This is a genomic window from Sulfolobales archaeon, assembly GCA_038881635.1.
In the GTDB taxonomy this organism is placed as follows: domain Archaea; phylum Thermoproteota; class Thermoprotei_A; order Sulfolobales; family AG1; genus WYEN01.
The window spans coordinates 1-15686 of the sequence record JAVZPJ010000012.1 but is presented as its reverse complement, the minus strand read 5'-3'; the positions used below and the strand labels follow the sequence as shown (position 1 = coordinate 15686).

Genomic DNA, 15686 nt, shown 5'->3' with positions numbered 1-15686 from the left:
TATTTGAAAAAGATTATGAGAGATGGTGGGGTAGACGGAGGACAAGCATCTGGAGAAGAATGAAGGAGAAGAGATAGAAGAAGAGGTAGAAAGATGAGTGAGAAGCATTTGAAAAAATCTGAGAGAGAGATTAGATTAAGTATTTCAGAAGCTCTCTATAGAGAGCTTGTTCAGAGAGCTTATAGCGAGAATTTCAAATCTGTTGAAGAATACATAATCTCTTTGATTCAATCTCATCTTGAGAGAACCACATCGATTGAGAAGCCTTCCGAGGATCTAGTAAGACTTGAGAGAAAGCTTATGGATCTCGTGAACAGGTATACTTCTAAAGTTGATGAACTTGCTCAGAGAATTAGCGAGCTTCGTGATATGATTGATGGTTTGAGTGATAGATATAACGATCTTGATAATCGATATAATGAGCTGAGAAGATTGATAGACTCGATCTATCAGAGTGGTAGAGGTGTTCAGAGAAGAGAGAAGACCGAAGCCCGCGAAGAGCCTCATAAGAAGACCGCCATAGAAGTTCTAAAAGATCAGAAGATAATATTCGAATCATCAGTAGTATCAAAGATCAGAGATAGAGACAGCTTCTTCAGAAGACTTGAGAGCGATGGTGCGAAGATTATAAAGCTATCTAGCGAGAGAGTAGCAGTAGACCCGGATTTCTGGAGTGAATTCATGAGAAAAATTGAAAATATTAAAGAAGATAGTGAGGAGGCTATTAGAAAAGCTCTTTCTAGAGATGAGTACAAGCTCTTCGAGAGACTTAAGAAGGATGGTTTGATAGCTTATAGCACTATAGAGAGAAAATGGATCTTAGTAGAAGAATAGATTTATCGGAGGCTATATGAGTAAGATAGCTCCAGCAGGAGAATTTCGAGAGGTTTTATACTCAGAAGAACATATGAGAATACTCAAGGATCTCAGGGAGAAGAGCGTTAGAATACTATCTCATCTAGAGAGAAAAAGTTTAAAAGGATTCGTTCACGGATCTGTTGCCAGAGGAGATGTGAACAGATATAGCGACATAGATATAGTTATACTAGACATGGTAAATCCAGCACTACTCTCAGCAGCTATAGAAGAGCTGGGAGGATATAGTCATGCTGAGATAATAATGGCAACACCTTCTCACACACCTAAAATATACTTCTACCTAGATTCTCAGGAGAGTATTGTCATATCAACATCTCTAGGAAGACTAGGTCTCGTTGAAGCAGAGTTCTACAGATTCGGAGGAGTTCTAGATCTCAGAGGTTTACTCAGAAATGAGAGAGTTCCAGGAGTTGATAAAAGACTCATGCTCATAATACCTACTGAGAAAGGTCATATAGAGAGATCTATCATAGGATACGAGTCAGAGGTAGCAAGAATCCTGGGCATATCAATAGAAACAGTGCTAGACAGAGTGAGAGCACTCACGAGAAGAGATGAACATGGGAGAACAGGTGTTTTTATCAAGAGAAGAATACTCTACGGAGAACCTGTAGAGAATGTTATAGATCGTCTATGCAGAGAAGAACCTGTTTTTAGAAGGAGAGCATCTTCCTATGTATGTGACTAGAGCTCGCAACTCTCATAACTCTAGATCTCAGACAAATCTCTATGCCTATCTCAGCCTCCTAGGATTTTTACCATGTTTTGCATTCAACGGTTTTATCTCTAAACCCTAGTCATTATATCGGATCTTTTTACCTCGCATCTCTGCATAATATTTCGGTTTCTTCAGAGAACAGCTATTAAGACTGCTCGTAAGAATTTAAGCATCAGAGGCATAGGTAGAGGTGATGGGCAGGATAAGAATAGAAGGAAGGGATCTATACAGAGAATGGGTTTCAGGGTATCCGATAGGTTGCGAGCTCTGTGTAGAGGGTGATAAAACTGTTATCTTTATAACCGGTGTGTGTCATGATAATTGTTTCTACTGTCCTATATCGGTTGGTAGAATGGGTTGGGATTCTATTTATGTTGATGAGGAGAGAGTGGAAGATCTGGAGGATGTGATCTCTTATATAGAGATTGTAGGAGGTAGAGGTGCTTCTATAACAGGTGGAGATCCTCTGATTGTTATTGATAAGACTAGCTATATTATTAGAAGGCTTAAGGAGAGTTTTGGAGAGAGATTTCATATACATCTCTACACCTCAGGCAGGTATGCGGATCTTGGGAGTCTGAAGATTCTTGAGAGAGCAGGTCTTGATGAGATAAGATTTCATCCTGTAGATAGAAGATATCTTGAGAGGATTAGAACAGCTGTTAGAGAGACTAGCATGAGTGTGGGAGCTGAGATCCCTGTGATCCCTGGTGATGAGGATAGGATCAGAGATCTCATACTATATCTAGAGAGCATCGGAGCAGAATTCATAAATCTGAACGAGCTTGAGGTTTCTGAGAGGAATAAAGAAGCTCTCATGTTCAGAGGTTTTAGAATTTCTAGTGATGGGATCTCTGTTGAGGGTAGTAGAGAGACTGCTTATAAGATACTTAGATGGGCTAGAGATCAAGGGTTGAGAATAAGAGTGCATTTCTGCTCTTCGAAACTTAAAGACGCTATTCAGACTATGAGAAGATATAGAAGAATTGCTATGAGGGTCGCGCTTCCTCATCAGAAGATAGGTGAAGATGGTATTCTATCATGGATCGAGATCTCATGCGGATCTAGATCTAGAGTTGTTGAGAAGATCCTGAGCGGATACGAGTACTACTATAGAGATGGAGTATACTACGTGCATCCAGATATTAATAGAGATAGAGTTAAAGAGCTTAAGAAGATATGCAGAGTAAAACTCGTTGAGAGAATGCCTCTAGTGCTTGGAAATGTATCTCGTGAAAATCTTATAGAGAATGTATACGAGCTATAGATAGGAGTATGTTCTCAAAGATCTTGTGCCCTTCGATTATAATAGATGGTGATATGATATACTATCACAGACTTGATGAGTTGAAAAGCCTTCTCAAACAGATTATGATAGGCCAGGGTATTCTTAGAAAATATTGTGATAGAGATCTTATAATGGTCTACAGGTTTAAAGGTTTAAACGATTTTCTTGTGGAGAGAATTCTGAAGAGTAGTAGGATTAGGATTTTCAATACATCTCTTGAACACATTCTAGCTCTAATAGGATCTTCAAAACCCTTGTTCCTAGATCCTTACGCGAGAAGAGATCTAACTCCTGAAGAGCTTTTATACTATGATTCTGTGATTATAGGAGGTATAGTTGATAAGCCTCCTAGGAAGAGAGCTACTACAACTCTCATCGAACTAGATCTTCCATGGGCTGATTCTAGAAGAATAAGCTTAAGAGGATCTATAGTAGGAGTTCCTTCAGAGATCAACTCAGTTATAGAGATTATACTCAGAACACTCATGTATAATGATATTGAGAGAGCTATTAGAGAGACTCAATCTAAAAGAGATGTTCTCGCAAGAGTTCTAGTAGAGTTGAATAAACATAGGAAGAGTATAAGATGTAGAGATGATATCGCGAGAATATATGAGGAACTTCAGACATTCCTCAAAATAGACCCTGATCTCTATAGAAGAGCTCTCTATAGAGCACGAATACCAAGAGATCTCTGGATTTAAGCGGATAGTTTTCATATAGTAGAGGAGTCTACAGTGAATATAGCATATGTACTACCTCTTCTAGTAGTCTCAGTATTATTCGGAGCACTCTTCAGAAGACTTGGCTTTGTATCAGTCCTAGGATTTATAATAGGAGGAGTTTTATCATACTACCTCTACCACCTCGCGGGTTTGAATCCTGAAGAACTTTCAACAGATCCTACAATAACCTTGCTAAGCCAGCTAGGTCTTATACTGCTGGGTTTCGAGATAGGTAGCGAGTTCAATATACAGACACTGAGATCTGTGCTTAGAAACGTATTGATATTAGAGTTTGTATCAGGGATAATAATATGGAATATATGGAGTATAATAGGTGCACTCATAGGACTAGGTATTATAGAGCACATACTATTGTTTCTGATAACATTGAACACGTCAACAGGAGTACTCTACAAAGCTCTTGGAGAGGTAGCAGGAGCTCCAGAATCTCTACGTAGACTCATTCTAGCAACAACAGCTGCAGAAGATCTTATAGCTGTAACAGGTTTAACGATATTAATGGGGATCACAGGAGGAGGACTTCGAATAACATCTCTTTCAGAAGCTCTGCTAGATGCATTCATATTCTTCGGGAAGGTATTGCTTCTAGCATTCGCATCAATCTACATAGGATCCAGGGTTTTTAAGAGAGCTAGTGCAAGGATAGATATAGAATTATTCGCAGTCTTATCTCTGGCGATGGTCATGATCTTCTCATACCTCTCAATAGTTCTAGGCCTCTCAATATTCTTCGGAGCATTTCTAGCTGGTATTGCGATAGGATCATCTATAGACCCTCGACCTCTAGCTGTGAGATTATCAGTCTTAAGAGATCTAGGACTTCTCATATACTTCTCTCTAGCAGGTTTATTCATACCTCTCTACATCTCAGGATCTGTAGGATACATCATCGAGATAGTAGCTCTAGGAATTCTAATACCTCTACTCGTTATGAGCATAAAATACACAGCCTTCACCGTCTCAGCATGGTTTCTAGGCTATAGTCCTGGAGACGTAGCTAGAACAGGGCTTTACATGATCTCTATAAGCGAGATAGGTATAATAATAACTAGAGAGATTCTTCCCACAGGTCTTATACCACAAATCTTCCTATGGCTTTCCGTAATGATATTCTTCGTATCATCACTAATCTCAGGAATCATGATCAGGAAGCAAGAGAGCATAGGAGAGAAGATTAGAAGAATCATACCACCTAGGTTAAGCGAGCTGAAGCCACCTGTAGAAATCCTCAGAGAAGCTAGAGCTCTGAAGCTAGTTGGAGGAGTTCTAGTAGATTTCCTAATAGCTGTGGTAGCTATAATAATTCTAACCGAGATCCTGAGAGGAGTTTCAATCATAGCAGATTCCGGTATTCATATAATATACATAAATATTCTCGCGCTAACCCTAGCTCTCTGGACTTCAGGAGTTCTGCTCATACGCTACATGTCTAGAAGATTTAGCGGGAGAGAGATCACAGACCTCAGAGTTTCTGCATACTATAGAATAACAGAGTTTATGCTTGATATAGGAGTTCTAGCACTTCTAATAATAATTCAGATCAGAATAATGACTCTCGTATCAGAGATCTCAGGCTTAGAGCTTTTAAGCGTGCTATATCAGGTTCTCCTACTAGTCCTAGCTCTATCATATCTACTCTACATAATAAGAAGAAATTTGATTCCTCTGGCAAGATCTGTTAGAGAGATTCTTCTCTCCTACTCTCCCAAAACCTGAACGAAAACCTTCCTATCTCTAGGACCGTCTAGTTCTACGAGCATAACCTCCTGCCAGGTACCTCTCACAAGAGAACCCCCGCTCACGGGAATGAATCTTCCAGAACCTATTATGCTTGATGCTATATGTGCATGAGCGTTATCATCGATCTCATCATGCTTCCACCCACCTCCAGGTTTGAATACTTCCACGATCCATCTTATGTAATCTTCCACGATTCTAGGCTCGTACTCGTTGAGTATAACAGCTGCTGTAGCATGAGGTGTGAAGATCAGGCAAACACCGTCTTTCACACCACTTCTGGTAATGATCTCTTCAATCTTCTCTGTTATTCTGATAATCTGAAGACGCTTGCTAGTTCTGATACTAAGCATCTCAGAATAGATCTTCATGTGCATCACCATACTCAGGATTAGAATCTAGGGTATTATAAAAATCGAGAGAATAGTAGAAGAGCTAGATAGATTCTCACAATTTTTAAGATGAGAAGAATATCTAGCATATGCAGTGCATGTGATGTAGATACAGGTTCAGTGTAAGGTGTTTTAGAGTGTATAGACTGGGTAGAGATGACAGAGGTGAGATATGGAGGCTTGCCCTACCTATACTCATCGGCATGATACCTGATTCGATAGTAAGTCTTGTAAGCATGATCACATCATACTATCTAGGAGCTGAAGCTCTCGCAGGAACAGGACTTGCATCATACTTCTTCTTCATCATAGGAGCTGTATCCTCCATATTCATGACTGGAATGCTCGTAGCAGTATCACAAGCATATGGAGCTGGAGATAGAGAAGCTATTGAGAGGATCTCTGGCGAGACTTTGCTCTTCTCACTAGCTCTCTCACTACTTATCATAGTCACTCAACCTCTGTGGCTTGAGTTATACGTGGGAATTCTATCGGGAGGTCAGAAGACTGCTGGAATGATCGCTGAGACTTACCTCGCATTCAGACTACTCTCAGTGCCAGCTCTCATGATATCTTCAGTACTCTCCACACTGTATAGAGCTCTGGAAAAGCCTTGGCCTCCTAACTACTCGGCAATACTCTCATCATCTATAGCCGTTGTTCTAATACCATCAATAGCCTTAGGATTCATAGAAACACCATTCAAAGGAATCGAAGGTCTAGGTCTTGCATCAGCTCTTTCCCAGTATGCTGGTCTTATAGTGTATCTCTTCTTCAGACCTCCTACTAGGATAAGAATCGCACCTCCTTCTCGATATCTTCTGAAGGTTCTCGCAGTAGGTGTTCCAGCGTCTCTCGAGAGATTTGTAAGTAGTGTGGGGCATAATATATATATTAATGCTGTAGCAAGATCCGGGTTGAATGCTCTTGCTGCGCATAATATAGGGATTAGCATTGAGAATCTCATTATAAACCCTGTTTTCGCGATCAGTATCGCTGCATCTGCTAGAGTAGGTTATCACGTTGGATCTAATAGTAGAAGAGATCTAGATCATCTCATGAGAGAATCTCTTGAGATAGGGATCTCGTGGATGTCTATAGCAACTGTGATACTATTAGCACTATCTCTAGCTCTAGAATTTCTTCTCGAGATTGATCCAGAGATCTTGAGTCTTGTCAGAACATATCTGATCCTGGCTGCTATTTCTGAGATAGGCTTCGGAGGATCTCTAGCACTTTATGGAGTGATCAGGGGTATGGGTAGCACGTGGATTCCTCTGGTCATAAGCTCATTCACAGTTCTCATTCTAAGAGCATTTCTAGCACAGATCCTACAATTATTCTTCGGGATCTACGGAGTCTGGTCTACTCAGATAACAGATATGTATGGGAGATTTCTTATATCATATGCTGTCTATAGGAAGTTCAGAAATAGACTTATTATGAAAGTGATATAGAGAATACTTCTAGAGTATCTAAGGTATTACTCGGGTTTTTATAGTTCTACCATAGATATAAATGGTGTAGGTCTTGGATATTTCTAAGCTCGAGAACTTCGTTCTTGAGAAGATCTCTAGAACCAGACTACCTAGTCTGGTTATACTGCTAGTAGAAGATGGCGAGACGAGATATTCCAAGGCCTTCGGCTTCAGAGATTATGAGAATGCTCTACCAGCTGATATTGATACGGTATACGGCATAGGATCTATTACCAAATCATTCACAGCTTTCAGTATAATGAGTCTAGTTGAGGAGGGGAGGATCTCTCTAGAGGATCCTGTTAACAGGTACGTGCCTATAGATCTAAGACCTAAAGGAGAGATCATAAGAATATGGCATCTTCTATCCCACACGAGTGGGATACCTGCTCTGGCTTATGCAGAAGCTTACATAAGAAGTGCTGTGGGTGAGGAGATAGGATCATGGCTTCCTATAGCAGGTTATGATAATATGATCTCTTTTCTAAGAGGATCTGATGAATGGGCTGTTGCAAGACCTGGAGAGAGATACTTCTATCTTAATGAAGGCTACGTACTCCTGGGAATGATCGTTGAGAAGGTTTCTGGGATGAAATATGAGGATTATGTTAGAAAAAGAATCTTAGAGCCTCTAGGCATGAGAAGAACTTACTTCTATAAAGAGGAGGTTGAGAGAGATCCTAATGTAGCTGTTCCTTACGTAATAGATCGAGATGGTAGACTGAGAAGATCTGTATTCCCATACGGGGTTACATCTGATGGAGGTCTCTTAAGTAATGCGAGAGATCTATCTAGATATATTACTATGCTGATCAACAGAGGCAGGTATGAGGATAGAGAGATCATAAGTAGAAGAAGTATTGAAGAAATGGAGAAGATCAGGGTTGAAACCCCTGGAGGATACTTCAGAGGAGAAGGCTACGGCTTTGGACTTAGAATCACCGAGGATTTCTTCGGTAGAAAACTCGTTGGCCATGGAGGTTCTGTTCTAGTGTACACAGCCTACATAGGATATATAGAGAGTGAGAGGCTGGGGGTAGTGGTTCTAGCCAATGCCAGTGGATACTCACCTTCTTTCATAGGATTATACGCTCTAGCACTAGCTCTAGGAAGAGATCCTGAGAGAGAGCTTCCTTTCGTGAGATATGAAAGGATCTTGGAAAAACTCGAAGGAGATTACGAGACATTCAGATCAACTATGAGAGTGAGAATTGAAAGAAGAGATTCTCTGCTCTACATGGTCTCGAGAGGAAGATATATTACATGGGATCTACCTCTCATACCAGAGAGATTCGAAGATAGAGAGTATATATTCTACACACCTAGTCTAGGAGCTAGAATACCTGTTATATTCAGCGAGAGAAACGGAGTTATAGAGATGATCTATGAGAGGTATAAGTTCGTTAAAAAAAGATGATTAAAAGCTTCTGGAGAACAGTATCAGAGTATATGCTACATGTTTCGCACTCTTTATGAAATCATCTAATCTTATATTCTCATCAGGTGCGTGAACTCTAGATCCGAAATAACCTACGCCAGCACCTGTCATAGGGATTCTAGCTATGTTTGTGAACAAGTATATAGGTCCTGAACCTCCTGATAGAGGTGTTATAACAGGTGCTCTCCCATAAACCTCCTCCCCGGCTTTCACAGATGTTCTAACAATCTTCTCATCAGGTCTTGTATAACCTGATGGATAGGATCCATGTACTATTATTTCGGAGTCTGAGAACTCAAGCTGATCTAGATATCTTCTAAGTCTCTCAAGGATTCTAACAGGATCCTGTCCAGGCACTAGTCTTATATCTATCTTCACACCTGCTACAGATGGTACTATAGTCTTGCTACCCTTCCCCGTATAACCTGCGTAGAGACCTGATACGTTGAGAGAAGGTTTCGTATAGAGCTCTCTAAGAGCTTCTAAACCTTCTAAGCCTCTTACAAAGGATCTGAGATTAAGCTCTTTCTTGAGAGAGTCCAGCTCTTCGAAATCCAGATCTTCTAATATTCTCTCTGATATCTCTAGAAACTCTTTATCTATATCATCGTAGAATCCTGGAATCAGAACCCTCCCATTCTCATCTTTAAGATTCTGAAGAAGTTTCGCCATTCTCCACACAGGGTTTGGTATCAGCGGGGCGTAGCCGCTGTGAATATCTCTTAAAGCTCCTCTAAGTATAATCTCTACATATAACATTCCTTTGAAGCCGAGTGAGATCCCGAGTCTACCATCTCTTCTCACATACCCTGTCTCCCAGAAGCCGCCGTCAGCTCTAATCCATTCTCTCCTGAGATCTATTATCTTCTCCAATGTAGGGGATCCTATTTCCTCCTCACCTTCTATAAAGAATTTAATCCTTAGATCCAGTTCGTCGAGTAGTGGATATAAAGAATCTACTGCGAGAATTCTAGCAACTATATTCCCTTTATTATCAGCAACACCTCTACCAATGAGATACTCATTTTTAATTGAAAGCTTGAAAGGATCGTAGCTCCAGAGCTCTAGAGGATCTGGTGGTTGAACATCATAGTGATTGTATATAAGAATACTCCTACTTCCACGACCTATTTCTGCTAGAACAGCTGGATGTCCTCCTCCACTCACTATATCTACTCTGAATCCTCTCTCTCTAAGAATACTGGCAACATATTCGGCTCCTTCTCTCATACTCTCACCACCCCATGCTGAGACTGTTGGTATAGATACCAGATCCTCTAAAAGCTTTATATATCTACCGTGATTCTCATCTACATATCTAAAGATCCTGTTTTTAAGAACCTCTAGATCTTGAGAACTCTCTCCCCGCTCGCTCATATGTGTACACCTCATAGACTGAATTATGGAGGTATAAATTTAAAGTATTAAGATCTATAAGATGATTTGCATATTGCAGATGCTAGGTTTTCAATCGATTAGATCTAAATTTTTTAATTGATGATATCAAACTATTATAAAGATCTGTAATTTAGATTGGAAATATTTAAATACTTTCTAAGTAATATCTTCATGAGATAATTTTAAGGTGTTTTACATGCCTGGAGGATATGTAGGTAGAATCGCATTTATAGATCTGTCTAAGGAGAAATACTTTATAGAACCTCTCAACATGAGCTATGCAAGACTCTACATAGGCGGTAAGGGTATTGCAGCAAGATATATGCTAGATCACATGCCTAAAGACGTGGATCCTCTCTCCAGATAACCTGCTGATAATAATGACATGCCCCGCCAACAGCACTCTAGCTCCAGCCTCGCCTAAGTATCCTATAGTCACGAAATCTCCTCTAACAGGGTTCTGGCTTGATACCCATAGTGGTGGAGCTGTTGGTGTTGAATTAAAATATGCAGGATTCGATGGGGTTATTATAAGAGGTAGAGCTGAGAAGCCTTCCTATCTGTATATAGAGGATGGCAGGATAGAATTCAGAAAAGCAGATCATCTGTGGGGTCTGAGGATTAGTGAGACTAGAAAAGCTATAAAAGAAGAACTAGGAGATCCACAGGTTAAAGTATTAAGCATAGGTCCTGCCGGCGAGAAACTCGTTAGATTCTCAATAGTAGATTCTGAGGGTAGACAGCATGGTAGAGGTGGTGCTGGTGCTGTTATGGGGTCTAAGAATCTAAAGGCTATAGCTGTTAGAGGTTCTGGAAGTGTTGAGATATCGCTACCTAGAGAATTTGAGAAGATTATTGAAGAGATGAAAGAAAAAGATATTTTCAAGAATCCAGAAGCTGAGTTCGGTATTAAATGGGGTAGCATATCTCTAGGCTGGTTCACTAATGAGGCGGGAGCTCTGCCAACAAGAAACTTCCAGACAGGAAGTTTCGAGCTGTGGAATGGTATTGATGCGATAGCTGTAGCGAGAGTTAGAGTTAAGAGAGCTTCATGCAGGCAATGCCCTATCGGATGTCATAACTGGATTCTAATATCGAGTGGCAGGTATGCTGGAACTCTTACTGAAGGTCCTGAGTATGAGACTGCAGCATTGCTAGGATCAAATCTAGGTATAGGAGATATAGGTGCTCTTGCTAAGCTTAACTACCTCGCCGACGAACTCGGCCTTGATACGATAAGTCTAGGAGGAGTTCTGGGATGGGCTACAGAACTCTATGAGAGAGGTATTATATCAAGAGAAGAGACTGGAGGTCTAGAACTTAGATTTGGAAATGATGAGGCTTATATAGCACTAACAGAGGCTATAGCATATAGAAAGACAGTGTTCGCAGATATACTTGCTGAAGGTAGTAGAAGAGCTTGTGAAAAAATCGGTAGAGATTCTTGTAGATATGCTGTGCATGTCAAGGGATTAGAACTCCCCGCATACGACCCTAGAGCGGCTCCGGCTATGGGATTAAGTTATGCAGTTGCTGACAGAGGCGGAGACCATCTTAGATCATGGCCTATAGGCCCGGAGGTTCTAGGTAGATACTGGCTGGGAGCTAAGCCTATTCCTATTGAGAGATGGAGTCCTGAAAACAAGGCGTTAATAGTGATCCAGCAGGAGCATCAGTATGCAGCTAAATTTGCTGCGGGAGTATGCGACTTCTGCTGCTGGGATAATGAGAGACTGAGTATGCTCATATATGCTGTGACAGGTTTCGAGGAGTATAAAGATGTAAGAAACTTCGAGTTAGCGGGTGAGAGAATTGTCAATCTAATACGAGTGTTTAATGTTAGAGAGGGTATGACTGCTAAAGATGATGTGCTACCACCCAGAATTCACGAGGATCCACATGTTTCAGGACCTACTAGAGGTAGAGTGCTACCCAGAGAATGGTTTGAGAAAATGAAGAACGAATATTACGAGCTGAGAGGCTGGGATAGAGAGGGAAGACCCACTAAAGAGACTTTGAAGAGAGTTGGTGTAGATGAAGGTGTTTTCAAGCATGTCACATGGTAGGTGATGGTAGATGGCTGTCTCAAGCTACTACATATTAGAGTTCGATTCCGGCAAGTGTACTGGTTGCGAGAGATGTGTTCTAGCATGTAGCTATGCTAAGACAGGACGTTTTAGCACTAGAGATTCTAGGATCAGAGTTTTCGCCTGGAGAGATACTGGAGATTTTGTAGTGACAGGATGCTATCACTGTGATCCGGCACCGTGTATGGAGGCATGTGGTGTTGATGCTATATATAGAGATCCTAAGACTAACGCTGTTCTCATAGACTATAGGAAATGCATAAATTGTAAGGCTTGTGTCTACGCATGCCCCTATGGTGCTATAACTCTGGGTAGTGATGGTAAGGTTATAAAATGTGATCTATGTAATGGCGAGCCGGCATGTGTAAAAGCCTGCGAATATGGAGCTCTTAGATTTGTGAAAGTAGAAAAAGTAGGCGTAGACTTCGCCTATCAATACGCTTCACTCCTGAGATCTAAGACAGATGCTTCTAAGAGAGTATGGTCTGGTGTGAGACCTACATAAATTCTAGCAATTCTCACAAACTATTCTAATTTTTTTCTCTTGAATATCTTCTAGACTGCCACCAGCTCTTATTATATCCTCAAAGATCTTAGATTTATAAGATACCATAGAAGGACCTATGCTCTGCCACCCTATAACTCTTCCAGAACCTCTCTCGTAGATAACAAGGCTTCTGAGAATATACAGGCCCGGAACCTTATACTCTATCAAAGCCGTGGAATAGCTCACACCAAGTCTTCTAGCTTCAAAGCCGTTTAATCCCAGTCTTATGAAGTAATAGCCAAAGGCTTCTTCAACTTGATATGGTATAAAACCTCTATAGCTCAAACCTTTCAAAGCTCTCGGCAGAAGTCTAGCCTCATAAGATGCTATAATTCCTAGAGGTCTGTAAACTTTTCTCTCGGTTATATAGTCTATGCTACTAGCACAATCTCCTATAGCATATATATTCTTCATCTTGGTTCTGAAGAACTCGTCTGTCAATACAGAATTGCCAGGACCTTCCACAAGTCTCTCCAAACCCTCGGGAACATTAGCTCTAACCCCCGTACTTATTATAACTATATCAGCTGGAATCTTATCTCCCGTAGCTAAAACCACCTGCTCAACTCTACCGAAACCCTCGATCCTCTCAACAATACTATTACCTAGAAACCTGACTCCTCTCGCGGTAAGTCTTTCCAGCATAATTCTAGCTATACGCTCTTCTACAGCTGTCATCAAAGGATATGGTAGTATATCTATTAGAGTCACATCTAGACCTCTGCTATAAAGACTGTCTGCTGCTAGAAGACCTATCATGCCAGCACCTACTATAACAGCTCTTCTTCCATGAGTAGCTACTCTATCTAATTCTACTACATCCTCAAACGATAGAAATGTGTACACTCCCTTCAGCTCGATACCTTCAATATGAGGTGCTGCAATCCTACTACCAGTTGCTAGAACAAGATTATCGAATTCAATAATACTACCACTCTTAGTTCTAATAACACGATTATCAGGATCTATATAAACCACTGAATCATTAATAAAATCCACGTTTAGTTGTTTAAGATCCTCTGGTCTGAATATCACATAAGGATCTATAGAAGTTACTCTTCTCTTCAAAGCATATGATAAAGTCATCTTAGAATAAACCAGAGGATCTGAAGATACAAGAGTCACCTTATAACCAGCATTATGAAGACTTAAAATAGCACTACCACCAGCAACTCCTCCTCCTACAACAAGAACTTCGTTCTCCAAGATAACTACCTGATAATATTCTTCTAATTATGGAAAATTAATATACTGTTGGAGAAATCTGCCGAGATCTTCATAGCAGGATACAGATTATTAGCATAATACTATTTAATTACTATAGCACGAGTAATATTTAGAGGATTGATATCGTCATGGTTGAGATAAGATTCTATGGAGAATTATATGAGATAGTAAAGGTGAGAGAATACATGATAAGGATATCAAAAGATCTAACACTCTACGAGCTTATAGAGATTCTGAGTAGAGAGCTGGGTGTAGAGATCTCCAGCATATTGCTTGATGAGAATGGCAGGATCAAGGGTAGATACGCTATTCTGATCAACGGTTCCGCTGTGAAGGACTATGACGCTAGATCTGTAAAGATTAAAGATGATGACGTCATAGCAATCCTACCACCCGCAGTAGGAGGTTAGAGATGCTTTAAAGAACTATAATTTTAATTCTCGAAAGCTTGTCAACTCTTATGTGCCAGACTTCTCACAGCTTCCTTAAGAGCTTCTTCGAACAAGCTCATAGCAGTCTCCAAGGTTTCAGATTCTATAACTAGTGGTGGATGGAATCTTATGACATTGTCATAGTATCCCGCCTTCAATAGGAGCAAACCTCTCCTCCTACCCTCCTCCAAGATTCTAGATACAAGCTCTGGATAAGGTTCTTTAGTTCTTCTATTCTTCACAAACTCAAGAGCTCTCATAACTCCCAGACCTCTATGTTCTCCCACTACATCGTATTTCTCTGCTATCTCTTCAAGTCTTCTCGTCATAATTCTCTCAAGTCTTTCAACCTTCTCACATATCTTCTCTCTTCTAATTATCTCGAGAACTTTCAGAGCAACACTAGCAGCTATAGGATTACCTCCATAGGTTCCACCCATCATTCCTGGATCCATTGAATCTAGAATACCAGCTCTACCTACTACACTGCTTAAGGGCATTCCATTGGCTATAGCCTTACCCAAGGTCACTATATCAGGATCTATGTTGAAATGCTCGAAAGCCATGAATCTACCAGTCCTACAATAGCCTGTCTGAATTTCATCGACTATAAGCATTATACCTCTCTTCCTCAGAAAACTCTCTAACTCACTGAGAAATCTTCGAGGAGGCACTATAAATCCTCCCTCGCCTTGAACAGGTTCTACGATGGCTGCGGCAATAACCTCTGGAGATAGATCTACGTCAACAAGTAGTTCTAGATAATTCATAACTATATTTATACACTCATCCTCGCTCTCAGCATTAAGCCTGTAGCAGTATGGATAAGGAGCTTTAGCTACATGAGAGGCTAGAGGTTCAAATTTCTTCTTATAAGGCTTGTACTTGCCTGTAAGAGATAGAGCTAGAGTTGTTCTCCCATGAAAAGCTCCTATAAACGATATGATATAAGGCTTCCCAGTATAAGCTCTGGAGATCTTAACAGCATTCTCCACAGCTTCAGCACCACTATTGAAGAATAAAGCCTTCTTCCGCCCAGAAATACTTATCATCTCTGAGAGTTCTCGAGCAAGCTTGAGATATGATGGATAGTTGGCAACCATGATACTTATATGCCATAGATTCTTTAGAGAACTCATGGCAGTCTCCACAAGCTCAGGATTAGAATGACCTAAGACTGTAACACCTATGCCAGACGTAAGATCTATATATCTGTTTCCATCAGCATCATAGAGATACTCTCCAGATCCTCTTATAATAGTTATAGGATGAGTAAGCCCGAGACCTTTAGGAATATAAAGATCTCTAAGTGTTGAGTAG

15 protein-coding genes are annotated in these 15686 nt (G+C 40.5%); 11 read left to right on the top strand and 4 right to left on the bottom strand.

Going from position 1 to position 15686, the window contains the following annotated elements:
• The first annotated feature begins 93 nt into the window (after positions 1-93).
• The 5 genes from QXS89_06760 (at position 94) to QXS89_06740 (ending at position 5347) form a co-directional block, all read left to right on the top strand.
• Positions 94-834 (top strand): hypothetical protein, encoded by a 741-nt coding sequence (locus tag QXS89_06760; protein MEM3831879.1) that lies wholly within the window; start codon positions 94-96, stop codon positions 832-834.
• Between the two features lie 16 nt (positions 835-850).
• Positions 851-1567, top strand: coding sequence for a nucleotidyltransferase domain-containing protein (locus QXS89_06755; protein ID MEM3831878.1), 717 nt, complete (start codon positions 851-853; stop codon positions 1565-1567).
• 223 nt (positions 1568-1790) lie between these two features.
• Positions 1791-2864 carry a radical SAM protein gene (locus QXS89_06750; GenBank protein ID MEM3831877.1) on the top strand — a complete coding sequence of 358 codons (1074 nt, stop codon included), beginning with the start codon at positions 1791-1793 and terminating at the stop codon, positions 2862-2864.
• A gap of 8 nt (positions 2865-2872) precedes the next feature.
• A complete protein-coding gene (locus QXS89_06745; protein MEM3831876.1) occupies positions 2873-3589 on the top strand; it encodes a hypothetical protein in 717 nt (238 codons plus the stop codon).
• A gap of 33 nt (positions 3590-3622) precedes the next feature.
• Complete coding sequence (locus QXS89_06740; protein MEM3831875.1) at positions 3623-5347, top strand: cation:proton antiporter; 1725 nt, start codon at positions 3623-3625, stop codon at positions 5345-5347.
• Here QXS89_06740 and QXS89_06735 read toward each other — a convergent pair.
• Positions 5329-5739, bottom strand: a complete 411-nt coding sequence (locus QXS89_06735; GenBank protein ID MEM3831874.1) for a secondary thiamine-phosphate synthase enzyme YjbQ — start codon at positions 5737-5739, stop codon at positions 5329-5331. The genes QXS89_06740 and QXS89_06735 overlap by 19 nt on opposite strands.
• Positions 5740-5897: 158 nt before the next feature.
• On the opposite strand from QXS89_06735, the gene QXS89_06730 reads away from it, so the two are divergent.
• Entirely contained in the window at positions 5898-7217 is a 1320-nt protein-coding gene (locus QXS89_06730; GenBank protein ID MEM3831873.1) for an MATE family efflux transporter, read from the top strand.
• A gap of 73 nt (positions 7218-7290) precedes the next feature.
• Positions 7291-8655 carry a serine hydrolase gene (locus QXS89_06725; GenBank protein ID MEM3831872.1) on the top strand — a complete coding sequence of 455 codons (1365 nt, stop codon included), beginning with the start codon at positions 7291-7293 and terminating at the stop codon, positions 8653-8655.
• On the opposite strand, the gene QXS89_06720 is transcribed toward QXS89_06725, so the two are convergent.
• Complete coding sequence (locus tag QXS89_06720) at positions 8656-10053, bottom strand: M20/M25/M40 family metallo-hydrolase (GenBank protein ID MEM3831871.1); 1398 nt, start codon at positions 10051-10053, stop codon at positions 8656-8658.
• Between the two features lie 217 nt (positions 10054-10270).
• On the opposite strand from QXS89_06720, the gene QXS89_06715 reads away from it, so the two are divergent.
• From QXS89_06715 to QXS89_06705, 3 genes are read left to right on the top strand one after another with little or no spacing between them, the layout of a single operon-like run.
• Complete coding sequence (locus QXS89_06715; protein MEM3831870.1) at positions 10271-10441, top strand: aldehyde ferredoxin oxidoreductase N-terminal domain-containing protein; 171 nt, start codon at positions 10271-10273, stop codon at positions 10439-10441.
• Between the two features lie 13 nt (positions 10442-10454).
• On the top strand, positions 10455-12140 hold the full coding sequence (locus QXS89_06710; protein ID MEM3831869.1) for an aldehyde ferredoxin oxidoreductase family protein: 1686 nt from the start codon (positions 10455-10457) through the stop codon (positions 12138-12140).
• A 10-nt stretch (positions 12141-12150) separates the two neighbouring features.
• Positions 12151-12666 (top strand): 4Fe-4S dicluster domain-containing protein, encoded by a 516-nt coding sequence (locus tag QXS89_06705; GenBank protein MEM3831868.1) that lies wholly within the window; start codon positions 12151-12153, stop codon positions 12664-12666.
• A gap of 3 nt (positions 12667-12669) precedes the next feature.
• Here QXS89_06705 and QXS89_06700 read toward each other — a convergent pair whose 3' ends face one another.
• Positions 12670-13914, bottom strand: coding sequence for an NAD(P)/FAD-dependent oxidoreductase (locus QXS89_06700; GenBank protein MEM3831867.1), 1245 nt, complete (start codon positions 13912-13914; stop codon positions 12670-12672).
• 149 nt (positions 13915-14063) lie between these two features.
• On the opposite strand from QXS89_06700, the gene QXS89_06695 reads away from it, so the two are divergent.
• Positions 14064-14345 (top strand): MoaD/ThiS family protein, encoded by a 282-nt coding sequence (locus QXS89_06695; protein ID MEM3831866.1) that lies wholly within the window; start codon positions 14064-14066, stop codon positions 14343-14345.
• 41 nt (positions 14346-14386) lie between these two features.
• Here the strand turns inward: QXS89_06695 and QXS89_06690 are convergent.
• The coding region (locus tag QXS89_06690) for an aspartate aminotransferase family protein (GenBank protein ID MEM3831865.1) at positions 14387-15686 on the bottom strand (1300 nt) is incomplete at its 5' end.

What these genes read in the sequence shown, in the direction of transcription:
- QXS89_06705 (MEM3831868.1), top strand. Translation starts at nt 12,151, where the DNA reads ATGGCTGTCTCAAGCTACTACATATTAGAGTTCGATTCCGGCAAGTGT.
- QXS89_06760 (MEM3831879.1), top strand. Translation starts at nt 94, where the DNA reads ATGAGTGAGAAGCATTTGAAAAAATCTGAGAGAGAGATTAGATTAAGT.
- QXS89_06755 (MEM3831878.1), top strand. Translation starts at nt 851, where the DNA reads ATGAGTAAGATAGCTCCAGCAGGAGAATTTCGAGAGGTTTTATACTCA.
- QXS89_06735 (MEM3831874.1), bottom strand. Translation starts at nt 5,739, where the DNA reads ATGAAGATCTATTCTGAGATGCTTAGTATCAGAACTAGCAAGCGTCTT.
- QXS89_06720 (MEM3831871.1), bottom strand. Translation starts at nt 10,053, where the DNA reads ATGAGCGAGCGGGGAGAGAGTTCTCAAGATCTAGAGGTTCTTAAAAAC.
- QXS89_06715 (MEM3831870.1), top strand. Translation starts at nt 10,271, where the DNA reads ATGCCTGGAGGATATGTAGGTAGAATCGCATTTATAGATCTGTCTAAG.
- QXS89_06695 (MEM3831866.1), top strand. Translation starts at nt 14,064, where the DNA reads ATGGTTGAGATAAGATTCTATGGAGAATTATATGAGATAGTAAAGGTG.
- QXS89_06710 (MEM3831869.1), top strand. Translation starts at nt 10,455, where the DNA reads ATGACATGCCCCGCCAACAGCACTCTAGCTCCAGCCTCGCCTAAGTAT.
- QXS89_06750 (MEM3831877.1), top strand. Translation starts at nt 1,791, where the DNA reads ATGGGCAGGATAAGAATAGAAGGAAGGGATCTATACAGAGAATGGGTT.
- QXS89_06745 (MEM3831876.1), top strand. Translation starts at nt 2,873, where the DNA reads ATGTTCTCAAAGATCTTGTGCCCTTCGATTATAATAGATGGTGATATG.